Source organism: Candidatus Nitrosocosmicus sp. T (assembly GCF_054408485.1).
Genome location: NZ_CP166992.1, coordinates 2,653,870 through 2,670,463 on the forward strand (window position 1 = coordinate 2,653,870; position 16,594 = coordinate 2,670,463).

19 protein-coding genes are annotated in these 16,594 nt (G+C 32.8%); 10 read left to right on the forward strand and 9 right to left on the reverse strand.

The window, feature by feature from the left end:
- The first annotated feature begins 94 nt into the window (after nucleotides 1–94).
- The gene (locus tag AB0A59_RS13665; protein WP_458744639.1) at nucleotides 95–976 is read left to right on the forward strand and encodes a class I SAM-dependent methyltransferase; all 882 of its coding nucleotides are present in this window, start codon (nucleotides 95–97) and stop codon (nucleotides 974–976) included.
- 106 nt (nucleotides 977–1,082) lie between these two features.
- Here AB0A59_RS13665 and AB0A59_RS13670 read toward each other — a convergent pair whose 3' ends face one another.
- A complete protein-coding gene (locus tag AB0A59_RS13670; protein ID WP_458744641.1) occupies nucleotides 1,083–1,679 on the reverse strand; it encodes a TetR/AcrR family transcriptional regulator in 597 nt (198 codons plus the stop codon).
- Between the two features lie 88 nt (nucleotides 1,680–1,767).
- On the opposite strand from AB0A59_RS13670, the gene AB0A59_RS13675 reads away from it, so the two are divergent.
- Both AB0A59_RS13675 and AB0A59_RS13680 read left to right on the forward strand, forming a co-directional pair.
- Nucleotides 1,768–3,159 carry a phytoene desaturase family protein gene (locus AB0A59_RS13675; protein ID WP_458744643.1) on the forward strand — a complete coding sequence of 464 codons (1,392 nt, stop codon included), beginning with the start codon at nucleotides 1,768–1,770 and terminating at the stop codon, nucleotides 3,157–3,159.
- Nucleotides 3,160–3,379: 220 nt separating this feature from the next.
- Entirely contained in the window at nucleotides 3,380–3,574 is a 195-nt protein-coding gene (locus tag AB0A59_RS13680) for a DUF1059 domain-containing protein (RefSeq protein ID WP_458744644.1), read from the forward strand.
- 187 nt (nucleotides 3,575–3,761) lie between these two features.
- Here the strand turns inward: AB0A59_RS13680 and AB0A59_RS13685 are convergent, their stop codons facing one another.
- The 3 genes from AB0A59_RS13685 to AB0A59_RS13695 form a co-directional block, all read right to left on the reverse strand.
- A complete protein-coding gene (locus AB0A59_RS13685) occupies nucleotides 3,762–4,157 on the reverse strand; it encodes a hypothetical protein (protein WP_458744646.1) in 396 nt (131 codons plus the stop codon).
- A gap of 550 nt (nucleotides 4,158–4,707) precedes the next feature.
- On the reverse strand, nucleotides 4,708–5,325 hold the full coding sequence (locus AB0A59_RS13690; protein WP_458744648.1) for an MEDS domain-containing protein: 618 nt from the start codon (nucleotides 5,323–5,325) through the stop codon (nucleotides 4,708–4,710).
- Nucleotides 5,326–5,327: 2 nt separating this feature from the next.
- Entirely contained in the window at nucleotides 5,328–5,627 is a 300-nt protein-coding gene (locus tag AB0A59_RS13695) for a winged helix-turn-helix domain-containing protein (RefSeq protein WP_458744650.1), read from the reverse strand.
- Between the two features lie 116 nt (nucleotides 5,628–5,743).
- On the opposite strand from AB0A59_RS13695, the gene AB0A59_RS13700 reads away from it, so the two are divergent.
- Nucleotides 5,744–6,130: a DUF1428 family protein gene (locus tag AB0A59_RS13700; RefSeq protein ID WP_458744652.1), complete on the forward strand. Its 387-nt coding sequence runs from the start codon at nucleotides 5,744–5,746 to the stop codon at nucleotides 6,128–6,130.
- Nucleotides 6,131–6,671: 541 nt separating this feature from the next.
- Here AB0A59_RS13700 and AB0A59_RS13705 read toward each other — a convergent pair.
- The gene (locus tag AB0A59_RS13705) at nucleotides 6,672–6,896 is read right to left on the reverse strand and encodes a hypothetical protein (protein ID WP_458744654.1); all 225 of its coding nucleotides are present in this window, start codon (nucleotides 6,894–6,896) and stop codon (nucleotides 6,672–6,674) included.
- 317 nt (nucleotides 6,897–7,213) lie between these two features.
- Between AB0A59_RS13705 and AB0A59_RS13710 the strand changes: the two genes are divergently transcribed.
- From AB0A59_RS13710 to AB0A59_RS13720, 3 genes are all read left to right on the forward strand, one after another.
- Nucleotides 7,214–7,408 carry a DUF1059 domain-containing protein gene (locus AB0A59_RS13710; protein WP_458744644.1) on the forward strand — a complete coding sequence of 65 codons (195 nt, stop codon included), beginning with the start codon at nucleotides 7,214–7,216 and terminating at the stop codon, nucleotides 7,406–7,408.
- Nucleotides 7,409–7,969: 561 nt separating this feature from the next.
- Nucleotides 7,970–8,134 carry a hypothetical protein gene (locus AB0A59_RS13715; RefSeq protein ID WP_458744655.1) on the forward strand — a complete coding sequence of 55 codons (165 nt, stop codon included), beginning with the start codon at nucleotides 7,970–7,972 and terminating at the stop codon, nucleotides 8,132–8,134.
- Nucleotides 8,135–8,684: 550 nt separating this feature from the next.
- Nucleotides 8,685–9,629 carry a TIGR03619 family F420-dependent LLM class oxidoreductase gene (locus tag AB0A59_RS13720; RefSeq protein ID WP_458744657.1) on the forward strand — a complete coding sequence of 315 codons (945 nt, stop codon included), beginning with the start codon at nucleotides 8,685–8,687 and terminating at the stop codon, nucleotides 9,627–9,629.
- Between the two features lie 25 nt (nucleotides 9,630–9,654).
- Here AB0A59_RS13720 and AB0A59_RS13725 read toward each other — a convergent pair whose 3' ends face one another.
- Both AB0A59_RS13725 and AB0A59_RS13730 read right to left on the reverse strand, forming a co-directional pair.
- Nucleotides 9,655–10,134: a pyridoxamine 5'-phosphate oxidase family protein gene (locus AB0A59_RS13725; protein ID WP_458744659.1), complete on the reverse strand. Its 480-nt coding sequence runs from the start codon at nucleotides 10,132–10,134 to the stop codon at nucleotides 9,655–9,657.
- 407 nt (nucleotides 10,135–10,541) lie between these two features.
- A complete protein-coding gene (locus AB0A59_RS13730) occupies nucleotides 10,542–11,147 on the reverse strand; it encodes a hypothetical protein (RefSeq protein WP_458744661.1) in 606 nt (201 codons plus the stop codon).
- A gap of 369 nt (nucleotides 11,148–11,516) precedes the next feature.
- Here AB0A59_RS13730 and AB0A59_RS13735 point away from each other — a divergent pair, with 369 nt between their 5' ends.
- Nucleotides 11,517–12,500 carry a hypothetical protein gene (locus AB0A59_RS13735; protein ID WP_458744663.1) on the forward strand — a complete coding sequence of 328 codons (984 nt, stop codon included), beginning with the start codon at nucleotides 11,517–11,519 and terminating at the stop codon, nucleotides 12,498–12,500.
- Nucleotides 12,501–12,780: 280 nt separating this feature from the next.
- On the opposite strand, the gene AB0A59_RS13740 is transcribed toward AB0A59_RS13735, so the two are convergent.
- Complete coding sequence (locus tag AB0A59_RS13740) at nucleotides 12,781–13,092, reverse strand: hypothetical protein (RefSeq protein ID WP_458744665.1); 312 nt, start codon at nucleotides 13,090–13,092, stop codon at nucleotides 12,781–12,783.
- Between the two features lie 408 nt (nucleotides 13,093–13,500).
- On the opposite strand from AB0A59_RS13740, the gene AB0A59_RS13745 reads away from it, so the two are divergent.
- Nucleotides 13,501–14,121 carry a TMEM175 family protein gene (locus AB0A59_RS13745; protein WP_458744667.1) on the forward strand — a complete coding sequence of 207 codons (621 nt, stop codon included), beginning with the start codon at nucleotides 13,501–13,503 and terminating at the stop codon, nucleotides 14,119–14,121.
- A 452-nt stretch (nucleotides 14,122–14,573) separates the two neighbouring features.
- Here the strand turns inward: AB0A59_RS13745 and AB0A59_RS13750 are convergent, their stop codons facing one another.
- Nucleotides 14,574–15,119, reverse strand: a complete 546-nt coding sequence (locus AB0A59_RS13750; protein WP_458744668.1) for a hypothetical protein — start codon at nucleotides 15,117–15,119, stop codon at nucleotides 14,574–14,576.
- Nucleotides 15,120–15,351: 232 nt separating this feature from the next.
- On the opposite strand from AB0A59_RS13750, the gene AB0A59_RS13755 reads away from it, so the two are divergent.
- A complete protein-coding gene (locus AB0A59_RS13755; protein ID WP_458744670.1) occupies nucleotides 15,352–16,407 on the forward strand; it encodes a cupin domain-containing protein in 1,056 nt (351 codons plus the stop codon).
- Nucleotides 16,408–16,594: the final 187 nt, after the last annotated feature.

A 16,594-nucleotide genomic window follows, 5' to 3' on the forward strand; every position in this document is an offset into this window, starting at 1 on the left:
GTCTCTTCAAGAAATTGAAGCTAAAATAGTAGCTACAAATTATCACAACATAGCAAAGGCTATAAAATCAAGGACGTATTAAAAACGCATTAGTATGTCTAATTTACAATCTGACCAAATTAAACAAGGCCAACGTCAAGCCTGGGATAGTGTAGCTTACGGATGGCAAAAATGGTGGAAGACTTTTGAAAATGGAGCACAAACGGTAAGTGATAAATTAATTGAGCTTGCAGATGTAAAACCCAACTCAAAGGTTTTGGATATTGCAACAGGCATAGGCGAACCCGCTATTACTGCTGCTAATCGTGTTGTCAATAGTGGTGGACACGTATTGGCCACGGACCTGTCACCTCAAATGCTATCTATAGCAAAAGACCGGGCCAAATCTCAAAACTTAGATAACATAATAGAATTTAAAGAGGGTGACGCAGAAATAATCACTTTACAACCATCTGAATTTGATGTAGCTCTTTGCAGATGGGGATTAATGTTTCTTCCAAGTGTTGATTTGGGACTCTCAAATATTTATAAATCCTTGATAGATGGTGGACGCTTTGCTGCAGCAGTTTGGTCTACGCCCGACAAAGTGCCGCAGCTTTCCATTCCAATGAACATAGCTAGACGCGAAACTAATACTCCACTGCCTCCACCTGGAACGCCGGGTCCTTTTAGTTTAGCTGATGAAAAATTACTTTACAGTGCTTTTGAAAAAGCTGGATTTAAAAATATTCGAATAGAAAAGGTCAAGGTGACTTTCAAGTTTGATACTGCAGAAGACTTTACAAAGTTCACTCAAGACATAGCAGCCCCTGTCAATGCTATATTGAAAAATCAATCCAAAGAGCGTACTGATGAAATATGGAATATGATAACACAAGAGGTATCAAAACACACAACTACTAAAACCGATAATAGTGATAAACAAGGACCAGTAAGTATCGATAATGAAACTATATGTATAGTTGGTATAAAGTAAAGTTAAATTGAAGATATTCAATCTCACTAGAAGTAACAATTTTCATCCGTGGGGATTAAGTTCCTTGTGGTAGCGGAGTTCAGTTACGGTTTTATAATCTTGAAATTCATTGCGACTTTAGAAATGACGAAATCATATTCCTAACTTGTATCCAATATTTTCTATTATCTAAATCCTTAGATGAGTGCATTAACTTTTCAAAAGCAATTCCATTAAACAACGCCAAAAGTACTTTTGACATTTCTTCGGTATTTTTCATGTTAATTTCTGAAATTCCATTTTGCATAGACTCATCCAATACTTTCTTAATTGATTTAGTTACTTTATCACTGCAAATAATTAATTCGTCCTTGATCTTATTACTTCTCCTTGACGCACACCACATTTCAAACAAGAATGCATAAAATTCAGGATTTTCCTTAAAGCTTTGTATACTGTCCTTGATGATATTATCCGCTATTTCTTCCGCAGTTTTTCCTCTAATTCCTTTAATAGCAGCCCGAATAATGTTTTCAGAGCTATAAGCCAAGACTTTACTTACCAAATCCTCCTTATCCGAAAAATAATAATGTAATATACCTCTACTTACACCAGATTCCGCTGCTATATTTGCTATTGTAGTATTTTCATATCCATTTTTAGCAAGAACCTTCAATGAATTCTTTAAAATTTCATTTATCTTTTGTTTTTTGCTTTCACTCAATCAATTTATTTAAAGTAATCGATTAATATAAGTTTAGTTGGACCGCCAACCAAACATTAATAAATTAGATTATAGCAAAATAAGTTGGATGACTAACCAAATTGTGAAAATAACGCTGAATGAATCTAAAGACAAGGCAAAAGAGATAGCAATAATTGGTGGCGGCTTAGCCGGCCTTACTGCCGCGGTGTATCTTTCTCAAAATGGAAAAAATGTTACCATCATAGAAAAATCCAGTGAATTCGGTGGAAGAGCCAGAACATCTATCAAAGATGGATTTTACTTTAATCAGGGTCCACATGCTCTTTACCTTGAAGGGATTGCTCCAAAAATTTTAGATGAATTAAACATAAAATATAAAGGTAAAAAAGTTGACTATACCAAATATTTTGTTACAAATAAAGGAAAACTGTATCAATCGCCTATAAAATTAAGTCAGCTTTTAACAACAACGCTACTAAAGGGTCTAGGCAGTAAGATTGAAACTATAAGATTTTTCATTAAGCTAAACAAAATGAATCTTGATGGGCTCCACAGGATCAGCTTCCAAGACTGGTTAGACAAGAATTTCAAAAATTCCGATTCTAAGGATTTTGTGAGAATGTTAGGCAGGATTTCTACTTATACTTATAATGCAGAAAATGTGAGTGCCGTGTTGGCATTAAATCAAATAAAAACAGCTATTTCTGGAGGTGTTGTCTATATAGATGAAGGATGGCAAACTTTAGTAGGCCAGCTTGTTGATATCGCAAAAAGTAATGGGGTAAAGTTTGTGTACGGAAAGAGTGTAGTCTCCATCAAGCAGAGTTATGATACTAATGGAACAAATAGGCAACCAGTATGGAAAATTAGATTATCTGAGAATAGCGTTCTTTCTTTCCATGATGTTGTTATTGCAACCAATCCTTCTCATGTGTATAATCTTTTAAAGGACAACACCTCAATCAATCCTGAATTTCTTAGTCAACTTGAAAAAATGGACAGACCTGCAAGGGTCGCAATATTGGACATTGCATTAAGCAGTCTTCCTAATCCTAATGTTTATGGAGCATATGGAATGGATGTCCCTCTGTACCTATCACTGCATTCTGCGTTTGCTAAATTATCGACTGATAGAAATGGAGTGCTATTTCATGCAATGAAATATTTAGATTCTTCTGCGGCCCCAAATCCAGTACGAGATAAAATGGAGTTAGAAGAGCTCTTAGATATGGTTCAGCCGGGTTGGAGAAAAATGGTTGTAAGGCAACGCTTCCTACCAAACATGATAGCTTCCAATACCTTCCTTAATAATAATAAAGATATCCTGGATAATAGGCCCGACATAAAGGTTCCAGGAGTTGATAATCTTTATATTATTGGTGATTGGGTTGGTCCAGAAGGAATTTTGGTAGATACAAGCTTTGCAAGTGCTAAAGCAGTAGCATTAAAAATCCTATCTGAAAATAAGGGAATTGAAATACACGAAGGAAAACAATAACATTTGTTCCACTCCTACCATTGAAGGGTATAAAATATTTTTTTATTTATTATTAGTAACAGTCTGGGCGCGTGGGGATTAAGTTCCCTGTGGTTGTAGGGTTCTATTTCAAATGCGGATGTCAATTTGTTCACATATGAAGTTTGTTTTTGCATTTACTTTCCATCAAGAGAAGGAATTTGGAAGATATCCTTAATTTCATGTAATACATTTGCTGAATATGACACTCAGTCTTAATTGTAAAGATGCTGGAGACCCTGTGTGTACCCATACAATGTATGGTGAAACAGAAGAGGAACTGATTGAAAATGCAAAAAAACATGGTATAGAAGTTCACGGCTATACAGAAGAGACATTCCAAGAAGAAATGGCAAAAAATCTAGAGCATTTTAGAAAAGTAATAAAAAGTGCTTGAATTTTTAATTCTTTATTTTTTTATAAACTTAGTATCAATTTGGAAAGCATATCTAGATCGCGTTGTTTATATTAAAGTTCCCTGTGGTTGTAGGGCTATATTACATTAAATGAAGCTCTCAATTCATAGAAATAAATGGATTTTTTATTATCTATTGCAGATGTTCAATACTGGACTCATTCAATCCCTATCTCATGAACAAATTTTTAAATTCACCATTGATAAAACCCGTACCAGGGGTTAATAATTTCATAAGATCTTCATATATATCCAAACATTCTTTATCCTTTGATATTTTCTCTACAACTTCGGTGCGATGCTCACGACCTTTATATGTTACCACATTGATCCATATCTCTTCTTCCTCGGCATTGATGGGAATTATCTTAGTTATATTGATGAATCCAGGTATTTCTTCGGCATTGATGAGACCAAAGCAATCATAAATTACCTCTTCTTTCTTAAATATATCTATCAATCGATTAGTCAGTGATAACAATGCTTCATGATTTTTCTTCGGAACTCGATAAAAGACAAATTCCACATACTTTTGAATATTTTGATTATTTTCCAATGATTCCATATTATACGTGTTCTACTAACGAAATAAGTATAAAGAATTGCTCCCCAAGGGGAGTTTAACTACTTGTTCGTCGTAGATTTGTTAAGCCATCTGTATCTGAGTTTCACATTTTTTGGAAATTATCTTGACAGGTTGTCCTAGGCGTATGATTCAAGGTTGAATAGAATCTAGAATCAATTTTCCAAGACGGTCTTGGAAAAGATGTAAATCTCAGCCTAATTCATATTATCATTATTGTGTACAGTATATGTAAGTTTGGGCGAGGGGGATTAAGTTCCTTGTGCTAAACGGGTTCTACAACATTAATAAAAACGGATTTAAAGTTAAAATCAAACCTGGTAGCATATGTTTTGTTTGAATATCTATCTTTGTGTTATCAAAAGGAGAAGCTTTTCTGTTATCATATCAAGGACAGAGGGATTTGAACTCTGGCAATACTCAAGGAGGTAAATACAAAAATAATCATTTTATAGAAAACTTGTTCAATTTTGCCCAGTAAATAATTCAAAAAAGGTTATGACATGGGTATTTCAGTTCTTATATTTCTTTATTATTCTTCATCCTCAAGTAGATTAGTATCAAATGCTACTGCTTTACTTGGTTCTGATGCGTAGATAACATAGTGATGAACTTTCAAAAGATCGTGGATCCATCTTGGCCTCATCGATTTTTCTATACTAGAGATATCATAAAAACACATTTGTGAATTATTAAAACTATCAAAATTTTCATGTCCAACTTCTTCCAAAATAATGCCTAGTTTCATTCCTTCCCTTGTTTCTGTATCTGTTATTGTTCTTCCTGCAAATCTAAATGGGGGTTTCATTCCTATAGTGGCATCTTTTCTTATATGCTTAAGTACTTTTAAAGTATCTCGTTTATTATCATCCGATCTTTCAATGGTATAGATACGTAACAAGTTATTATTTTTATAATATCTTACATCAATACCTTCATCGTTTAATCTATTTTCAATTACATCTAGATTATCTGAAGTAAAGAAGATACATGATTCGCCATTATTAAGACCATTTAAAAAATACCTAGATATTATCCGAAAGGCATATTTTTGGTCATCGTATAATAATACAATATGTTTGTTTTTTTCCAATTGATCGACAAATGTAAGCGGGCGATAAATTTCATCATCATCGTCATGCACATACATTGTTAATTTCTCAACCCCACTACTTTCGATGAATCAAAGTATCTTATACCCATTTCTATCAAAAAGGAAGCAATTCGGTCAAAATCCCTTAAAAAATCTCTACCTTTTGGAGTTATTTGAAGTGGATCCTTTATTATCAATTTATTGTTCTCTAATTCATTAAGATACTTGGCAAATTTATCATATGCAAGATTGCTTCTAAGTTGTACTCGTGTAGGTTTTACTTTACCATTACCATCACCACTCTCATTGTCGACTAGCTCATCTAAAATACCTTTTAGTATATCGTGATATAATTCCATTTTATTTCGCTTTGGTTTTGGCAGATTAATTAACAACTTTTTTTCTTATTAATAAACCTCCCCTTGGGGAGTTATCCTTTTTATTTATTCCGTATAGAGTAATTTTGAAACATTTTATGAACAATCAAAAAGGGAATAGCAAAAACTATAATTATTCAGAATTCATGATTGTACAATCACCAAAAAATAATTACGAAGCATTAACAGCACTTGAAAAAAAGTCATCTGAAATGTTTGAAAAAGAGGAAATACATTATGAGTTATTTCGACTTGCAGTAAATACTAGTTGGGAAGGATTTGAAAATATTTCTAAATCAGTTTCAGCGAGTACAGATGAAGATGTATGGATAACCATTATGTCGTATAAAAATAAGAAACATAGAGATGAATTTGTTGCAAAAATGTCAAACGATACGGAATGTCAAAAAGGTTATGAAGAATGGGCAAAGCTTCTTTCCCCTCATTCCAATGTAATAACAGGAGAGTTCGACAGACAATTATAAATCAAATCAGAAAGACAAATTATTTTTTCACTTGAATATTTTTATTTATTTTAGCCGATGTTATTTGTCAGTTTAATCCTATGGATTTTACTTGCATTAAAACATCAACTAAATTTGATAAAAGTCTTTTGAATATGGTATCAAATAAAATAACATTTAGTTTGGGCGAGTGGGGATTAAGTTCCTAGTGGTAGTAGGGTTCTATCACAAACTTTTTTTTATACATCAAAAATATAGAAAAGGATCCTATTTGTAAGTGGAATCAAGAAATAAGCATAGAATGAATCCACATTTAATGCAGTTATCATTTTATCATACATCACGCTCTGAAATATACGAGTGTCAATCAGTAACATAATAATGACTAAATACAGTTCTATCTATTATTGTTTCTTAAACAGTAAATAACCAAAGAGAATTGAAGTATAGAAAATTGCCAACATACCAAGTTCGAAATTCATAATGAAGTAGGGATTTTTCCCCTTAGTTATTAACACTGTAGTTAATACAAAGGTCCACAGTTTTATCTACTAATTATCCTTCAATTAATCTTTCTCGATTCTAGAATCTTAATAATTTGATCTACTTTTTCCTCTAAATTAGATACACGCGATTCAAGGTCCTTAATTGTAGTTAGGTTAATTGAATCTTGTAAAGAGGGTACAATTTCGTTTAGCTTCACTTGTATTTCCTTTATAGCTTTAGTATTTTCTGATGATACATCCGATCCGGATGAACCTGACTCTGTATCAGTATTGTAATTCATAGCATGGTTAACTATTCAATATAATAAAGACTTTTCATGAAGCCATAATAAAAGAAATAGAAATTCTTTAATTCTCTTAATTTTCACCTTTTAATAAATGCCTAGTCATAGTACCGTTATCATATCCATAAATTCGAAAGGATATAGCTCTGGTAACAGTTCTCATCCGTTGGGATAAAGTTCCCTGTGGTTGTAGGGTTCTATTTCAAATGCGGATGTCAATTTGTTCACATATGAAGTTTGTTTTTGCATTTACTTTCCATCAAGAGAAGGAATTTGGAAGATATCCTTAATTTCATGTAATACATTTGCTGAATATGACACTCAGTCTTAATTGTAAAGATGCTGGAGACCCTGTGTGTACCCATACAATGTATGGTGAAACAGAAGAGGAACTGATTGAAAATGCAAAAAAACATGGTATAGAAGTTCACGGCTATACAGAAGAGACATTCCAAGAAGAAATGGCAAAAAATCTAGAGCATTTTAGAAAAGTAATAAAAAGTGCTTGAATTTTTAATTCTTTATTTTTTTTTATTTATTCAAATTATATAGATTTGTCGATTAAAAAAAAGTAAAATAACTAAATATTATGAATTTCGATTTTAAAGTATCTTCTAGTCGTTAATCTGTGCTACGTTGGATCATGGATATAGTAGTGTTACTTGATTTGCGATTATTGAGTCTGGTCGCGTGGGGATTAAGTTCCTAGTGGTGAATGGTTTCTAATATAACCATATTTAAGCACAATACATTATGAGAGAGCATTTAAGAGATTCACAGTTACCACACTTGTAAAAAAATTTTTTAAATACCTGGGCCGCCCGCCGGGTCTCTAGTTGTTATATTAATATCCGAATCACATTAAAAAAACAAATCAAAAAAAATATTGAAAGTATATTCTTAGAAAGATATTGATATTTCTATTAAGAACAAAGTTCTATTCTGGATGATTTTAATGACTTTGGCGGTGCTTGTATGAAGGTTCAATCCTTTGGAAGTCTTCAACGTGATACTGTCACCTAGCAATCTTTTTATTTATTCAATTCCAGAGTTAGTGAATGCCAATTAAAATGAGTAAGAAAGGCGGAGGAACCAAAAAGAGATCATTTGATGAAGGTGTTAAAGACCTAAAGAAACAAGGTAAGTCAGATGAATCTGCACGAAAAATAATGGGATCTATAAAGAAAAAACAAGAAGGCAAAAGAACTACCACAAAAAAGAAAAATAAAACCTAAGAAAGTTATTATTAATTAAATAATCGTAAATATTAAAACAGAATCAATATAACTGCTAATAATAGTCTGGGCGCGTGGGGATTAAGTTCCCTGGAGTAATAGGGTTCTAATACATCTTCAGGATATGTTGTATAATCGAATAAAACAAACAAAGATCTAAAAAACTTAAAAATTATTAAAGTTAATCCCGCTTAAGAATTGATACTAGTTGGTGAGAATGCGAATACAATTTAGCATATGCAGGCATTGGATCTTGGTATTAAGATCTGTTGACGCATCTCAAGACCTTTATTGGCTTTCGCTAAAGCCTACATCCTTTTGCAGAAGGAATAAACATATATCTGAAATTATAATAAATCATTTCTAAAGCGGAATTTTTTTACTAGTGTATTGTAATTGTTTATTTATCCTCTAGCATTAGTGGCAATTTAGAGTAGGGATGGAGAGGGATTAATATCGCTATCTCTATTGGTATAGAACGGATGTTCGACGAATGTTTTGATTTTACCTGCTAAAATGTTTTAATATTACAAGAATCACTTTATTCATCTTGAAAGTCGGCATTTCACTACCACAAGCTGGTTCACAGGCAACAAAAGAGAATATGCTACATATGGCACAAGCTGCAGAAAGCGAAGGTTTTGATTCGATATGGACATTTGAAAGACTTCTTTGGCCGATTAACCCTCAAACTCCTTACCCTGCAACTCCAGACGGAAGTCTTCCTCAAGAATATCAGATAATGCTTGATCCTTTAGAGACACTCTCATTCTTAGCTGCAAATACCAATAAAATTTCCTTAGGCACATCGGTATTAGATATGCTATTTCATAATCCTGTAATTTTAGCAAGAAGACTTGCTACGCTGGATGTGTTTTCTGAAGGTAGAGTCATTTCTGGATTCGGAATAGGCTGGTCCAAAGATGAATTCCAAGCTTCTAATATCCCATTTAATAATAAGGGAAAAAGAGCCGATGAATACGTCAAGATGCTAAAAAGTATATGGATGGATGAAGATGTTGAATTTAAAGGTCTGTATTATAATATACCCAAATCAAAGATTGGACCGAAACCGGTACAAAAGCCACATGTTCCTATCTATCTTGGCGGTTTTAGCCCCAATGCAATAAGAAGAATAGTTGAAAATGATTTAAATGGTTGGCTTGGCATTATTGGTGGTATTGCACCATTTGGTTATGTTCAAAGTGTTGTGAATAACTTTAGAAATGAAATAACCAAGGCTGATAAAGATTCCGCTAATTTTAAAATTATTCTCCTAGCTTATCCATATCTTAAAGATAGTGCTGTTAATTCTGATAATAATGCTGATAGGCCCACATTGACAGGAACAATTGATGAAATTGGTGACGATATAAGGAAAATAAAAGACTTGGATGTGGATCATATAATATTTGCCTACAACTTTTCACCTATTGGCAAAGATATAGATAAAATGATTGACCTAACAAAGCAATTTTCAAAATTTGCTAGGTAGGTAAACTTGATCAAAAAGAAAAAAATCATTCATTCTTCCAAAATATTATTTTCTGTGGTTCAACTATTATACAATGATGACCAATTCCTACTTTTTGGTATTGCGCATATTTTTGATAAAGGAATTTATGCCCCTTTTTTAATGAAGGAATTTTATTGTTATCATCATCATATTTACAGCATTCACCGTTTTCTTCTACATCTTTTTCTCCAATTAGATATGCTTTACCTTGAATCATTACAAAAACTAATTTGCTCCAATCCTCATTATATTCATCTATGAGTAGTGCAACATTGGGGCAATGTTGAATGTTTTTAACTCTTTTTAGTTTTTCAACAGTTTCTTTTTTTCTTTTTTCATCTAAAGGTATAAAATAATGGTGGCCATCAAATGCAAAAACGACAGGTACTATATGAGGTATCTTTTTCTCATAATCAATTGTTGAAAGTCTGGCAACTCTTGCTCTATTTATTATTTCTCGAATAACAAGATTATTTGATTGCATAAGTTATCATTCAACCTCATTATTGCCGTATTTCTATTTATATATGGGTTTGGATCAGAAAAAAGGCAGTTAATGATTTATTCCATATAAAAAAACAATGAGTAATAACTTGAAGGATTTTATCTAAAATTCAGCGGTAGTATTATACTTAAGCCCAAAGTAAAGAACATTCAATAAATAATAAAAGTTTATTCTTGCACTCAGTTCTTCCTCGTTATACTCTATTCTTATTACTTTAGTCTATATTACTAGGATCGTAGTAAATTCGATGATAACAAAGTATCATTTTTATTGTGAAATGATAAAAAGTTCCAATCGGCAGTAGGATTTGATGAAATATTAATTATACTTATTGATCTTGTATTATACTGAAAAGTCAAAGCAAAAAAAAGGCGGGGATTTTGGACTTAGCTCTGGGCAGCTGCGTTGCTACCACTGTTTGTTTGGCTTTGGACATTGATGTTATTACCAGAACCTATTGTGTCACCACCTGATACTACCTGGCTGTTTTGGCTAGAGGATTGTGATTGGCTGATGCTTTGTTCTGCAGAGTTACCACCTTTTCCATTTCCTTGTTGTGCTAATGCGTTATTTCCTGTGTTCTCTTGATTCTGAACGTTGATGTTATTACCAGAACCTATTGTGTCACCACCTGATACTACCTGGCTGTTTTGGCTAGAGGATTGTGATTGGCTGATGCTTTGTTCTGCGGAGTTACCACCTTTTCCATTTCCTTGTTGTGCTAATGCGTTATTTCCTGTGTTCTTTTGGTTTTGGAAACTAAAGTTGTTACATGACACAAATGTTCCACTTCCAGATATACACAAGGCATTCTGTACTGAGGCTTGTGATTGAGATATCGATTGCTCAGCATGATTGCCTTTTTTCTTTTTAGTTGCAAAGGCATCATCCATCGCTACAATGGGACTTGCGAAAAGAGCTAATGCGACCACTATTGCGATTGATGCTACTAGGAGTTTTTTGTTTTTGTTGTGAATGTTTGTTTTATTCATACCTTTGATACTATAGAAAAAATATATTGGGTTTGCTAACTGATTGCAATACTCTAATATTCTAGCACTTTTAGAATTAGACTATGAAATCCCAAGTTAGTAGGGTTCTATAACATTTAATCACATACTCAATTCCTTGCTCTGATTTTACATATTATTGCTTAAGATGTGATGGATTTGGTATGATATTTAGTAACAGTCTGTGCACGTGGGGATACGGTTCAAGGTTGAATCTAAACTAAATACAATGACAATTGTTAGGATAAGGATAAATCCATCAGTTCGTTACACCAATTGTAAAATTTCAGACAAGTCAAATTAGGCCCATAAAGGCAACTTTTTAATAAAATCGGGATTTAATACAACATATTGGATGAAAAAACACTCAAGCAGTTAAAAGAGTCCAATTATCATCATCCAGTAATTACTGACGTTATTAATGATTATAAAATAGTGCTTGAAATAACCATGGACGGATTAAACAAATGTGAAATAGGCTATAATACAGTTTGGGACGCTGAAATGTGTAAATGGGCGTCTAAATATTTTGTAGAAGGACTAGGTCTCGTAAAACAAAGGGTGCAAGAAAAAGGTATTAGATGCAGGTTAATAACTCAAGTAAATATAGAAAATCTTGGTTTTCTTAATCCATTGACTTTCTTAGAAATTAGACATTTAGAAGGCTTACGAGGCAATTTTGGGATTTACGATGAAAGAGGGTATATGGCACATATTTTGCATAAAGAGAATGACGAGTCCCTACAAACTTACTTTAGTACTTCCAAAACTCTTGCAGAAGAACAGATGCAATTATTTGAAGAATTGTGGAGAATGGCCATTCCGTTTGCTACAAGAAAGAAGGAGTTAGAGTATGAAGATAAAACAAGTGCTCAAAGCAATATAACAGGTTTCGAAAACATTCAAAAGGAAATAGAGGCCTTGACCCTCACCTGTAAAAGAGACTTGACAATATTTTCTTCTAACAGTATCCTATGTCTTCTTTTGAATAAATATAATTTTCATACCTTGTTACCTTCGATTCTACAAAGAGGTATCTCAATTAAGATTCTTACCGTAAACGTAGATAAATATTTGATAAAACAAATTGCATCGATAAATGACTCATTACCATCGATCAAACCGATTCAAATAGGATTTACAAATAAGATTGGAGCCCTAAATGAAATGATTATAATATTCGATGACAAACATTTGCTTCGTCTCAACTGCAACCAGGATAATTTACTGGTTGCAACTTTTTCAAATGAAGAACACACAGTCTTGGTTCAACAATTGATGTTTGAGAAATATTGGAATGAAGTAAAGAGTCTTGAAGTAATGAATAACAATTAGATCACATCTACTATATTACCATATATAGTATCATTTAGTTTGGGCGCGTGGGGATTAAGTTCCTTATAGTAGTAGGGTTCTACCAAAAAATTGCTACATATAATAGTTTATTGAAATGAATGTTTATTAGTAATGATTAGTTTTGTTTTAGTCTTGATATCCACAAATATATATTTTTTATTCGTTTTTGAAAATACAATGAATTGATAATAATCTGTAATTAATTAATGACAAACACATCAAAAAGGTCATAGTGCCAACATATTCATACAAAAAGGAATCACCTATTTATCATGTGATAATCTCTTGAGATTGAATGATCAAGATTGACGCTGTTGATGTTATCAGTATACGCAGGTGGAGCACTAAGATCTCCCATGATTTGGGCTTGGTAAATTTTTCTATCTGATATAGAGAAATTACCCGTTACATTATCAAGATGACGGAAAATACCTTTAATTCCAGCAATTCTATTTAATTCTTCTACAGAAGAGATATTTGCTTCTGTAATTTCAATAATTGCTCTCGCGTTAACTCCATCTTTAAATAGACGAAAAACACCTTGTTTTATTGGTTTAATTCTTAATAGCATTACAGGATAATTTATCTACGTAGGAATCAATCGTATATTTTGTTTTATTCCACCTATCAAAAGTCTGAATTAAGATATTATCCATTCCATATACAATTTCGGTCTTCTCTTTTTCTTCAATTGCTATTTTAATTACCTATTTAATCCTGAAGTCCATGGAAGATAAACTTTCATTTCTTGATATTACTACTATTGTATATTAGGATCAATAAATATTAAAACTGATATCCTTGAAGCCCTAAAACACGATTTAATTATAATAGTTTTTCAGGTAATAAGATATTTGGAATAAACCCATTTTGATGGGCAAATTCGACTATTTTTTTGGGTGCATATCGTGCGTAAGGAGACAAGAAAGGTAACGTATAACTCTTTTTATATATCTATTTTTATATAAGTGGGAGTTTAATGTCAACAAACTCTATTTCAAGGATAAAGCCAGAACACATGATTTCATTTGGTGATGCCATTTTTGCATTTGCAATAACTCTTATGGCATTGTCAATAGAGATACCTGATTTACCTCCAAATTTAACTGAACCTGAGTTGATGGCCAGACTGGCGGATACGTACACCGGATTGGAGAGCTACCTCATTAGTTTTGCTATTATTGCAGTATTCTGGATTTCGTATCACCAAATTTTCAATTTTATTATAGGTTCGCATATGGCAATTGTGTATCTAAATTTATTATTCCTTCTCTTTATTACGTTATTGTCAATTTCCACTTCGCTTGTTATAAATTATGCAACTTATCAAATTCCATTTATAATCTATTGTATTGTCGTAGTGTTAACAAGTTCACTACTTGCAGTCATCTGGCTGTATGCAACAAAAGATTATAGATTAATTGACAAGAATGTAAAGCCCTTATTCATAAAGGGGGTGATGATAAAACTAATTTCAATTCCAATCATATTTGTTATTTCCATCTTCATTTCTTATGTTGATGTGAATATTGCCCAATATTTCTGGCTAATAATTATACCTGTTAGCATCACTATTAAAAGGAAATATCCCGCTAATTAGTTGAATAAAATGAATGGATCAAGAAGGATGACTAACTGACAGAAATAATTTATAGTTGATAGAAACAAACCAAAGTTTTATCATTATGAATTTAACCATTCAGATGAAATTGAAATTACAGTCATCACTCCAATGCCATTTTCGGCATTATTAAATCTCTTATTCTTGAATATATATTAGCCTCAGGAGTTTAGCACATATTAAAACTAAACCTGCAGTTATTCTAACACTTAATGAATTTGATTATGAAATCCGAAACTAGTAGGATTCTATAACATTAGACGGTATAACTAATCTTTGATCGGATTAAACATATTGTTGCTCAATATCTGATGGGTCAGGTATGTTTATAGTAACAGTCTGGGCGCGTGGGGATTAAGTTCCCAGTGGTAATAGGGTTCTATATCAATAGCGGATATCATAATAAGAAGACAAAAAGTGCTTGGCATCATCTAGTTCAATAACCAAATAGTTCTATGGACTTCTGGAGCGTCTTTATATATTCCTAATTTACCATTTAGAAATGATAGTTTTTCACTGTTGGTGTTATTAAATAGAATTATTCCATGAAAGATAAGACCTCTTTCGCTGAGGACCCCAACGTCCGAAGATATCCACCCTATGCTTTGACCATCCGGAGTTTCAATCGTACCGTTGCCTCTCCCCTGTATTATAGTAGATTGAGCATTGTATGTATTGATAAAGGTCATATTGTTTGCTACGTTACCTATGTCTTTCATAATAGCCTCTTCGAGGAATATTTCTTCTGTTACAAGCGTAGGTGAGGTAGAAAGCTCTCTTGTATTTATGAAACTTCCATTAATGGTTTGATATATGGGTTCTGAAATATTAAGAGAGTTTGTTCCTGTTTTTAGAAAGCTGATTGGTTCAGTATTATCATTAATATCAAGATTCTGGCCTAATGCTGCTTGATCATAGGGTATTATGGTAAAACCAAGTCCAAAGAGCAAAATTGTGTATGTTAGAGTCTTATTCATTCTACTCTAAATATCAATCAAAAATATTAAAATATACATTACAAGGCCATGTTATATTATGTTTAATTATGTGTATTCCCAAAGGAAAAGTGCTCATCCGTAGGGATTAAGTTCCTCGTGGTAACGGGGTTCAAATACATATTATGTGTTTTAAAGTGTCAATCCAGGATATCAATCAGTAAATATCACTTTGTAACATAATATTTAATAGCTATAACAATAAAAGGAGCAAATGGATAATCATACAAGTTCTTCTTGGATATTTGATTTAGATGGAATAAGCCCTCAAAATGATAATTTACTTGGTAGTATGACTCGAATGAATGCAGAGGACTTTCCCATATTATCTGGGATGGGTGGCTCATTACTCCGGCTAAAAAAGGGAGGCATTCAGGCTCCACACTGGCATGTGAATTCAGGGGAATTGAATTATTGTTTATCTGGAAAAGCTAAAATGACTATTTATGGAAATGCTCAAAAATTTACTTTTACTATAAATTCAGGTCAATTGACTTTTGTGCCCAAGGGTTATTGGCATGACATAGAAAATATTGGCAAAGAAGAGTTGAAAGTTATTATAGTTTATGATAACGAACGTCCTCAGGATATAAGTGTAGTAGAAGCTGTTCATTCTTTACCAAAAGAAGTTTTAAACAGCATTTTTGGTCTCAGATCACCAGGATTATTCAATCAGTTAGAAACCAAGGAATTTTATGATGAAATAGTAGGTACACATCAATTAGATTTATCTGAAAGTAGTATTGCAGATGTAGGAAAAGGTGAAAGTGTATCAAACCCTTATACGATGAATCTCGGGGCTACTGACCCACAAGTTCAAACCCCTGGTGGTGTCGCCCGACTTGGAAGTACTCCATATTTTCCAATTCTTGTAGGGTTATCTGTTTTTGTATTAGATTTAGAGCCAAGCGGAATAATAGAACCGCATACTCATCCAAATGCAGGAGAGTTAAATTATGTAATTGAAGGTAAAGTACGTTTTACAATCCTTGGACCCAAAGGAGAGATAGAGACAAATGAAATGAGTAAGGGCCAAGTATTTTTTGTTCCAGCAGGATATTTTCACTATTTAGAAAACTCTGACAGTTCAAAAATGGGTACTGTGGCTTCCTTTTTTAGTAATGAAAGTCCTCAATTTTTAGGTCTGGTGGGAGGCGTTAGTTCATTTTCAAATGTGGCACTTGGGGCGGTGTTTAACAAAGATCCAGATTTCTTTAACAGTCTTCCACATTTAGTGAAGAATGTATTGATTGCTGCCAGAACCAATTAACTCCTAGACCTATAGAATTATAGACAGAATTCTATACCTTTTTTTCTTTTCCTTCTCTGTAAAGTCTCGCTAATTTGGTTAGGGTATTATTTAGCCTGTTTTTACTTGTTCAAGTATTTTTTGAATAAGTAAAAAAATGTTTCCATAGCTTCTAGAATCAATTTCTTAGTTAATCCCGTTACATAAA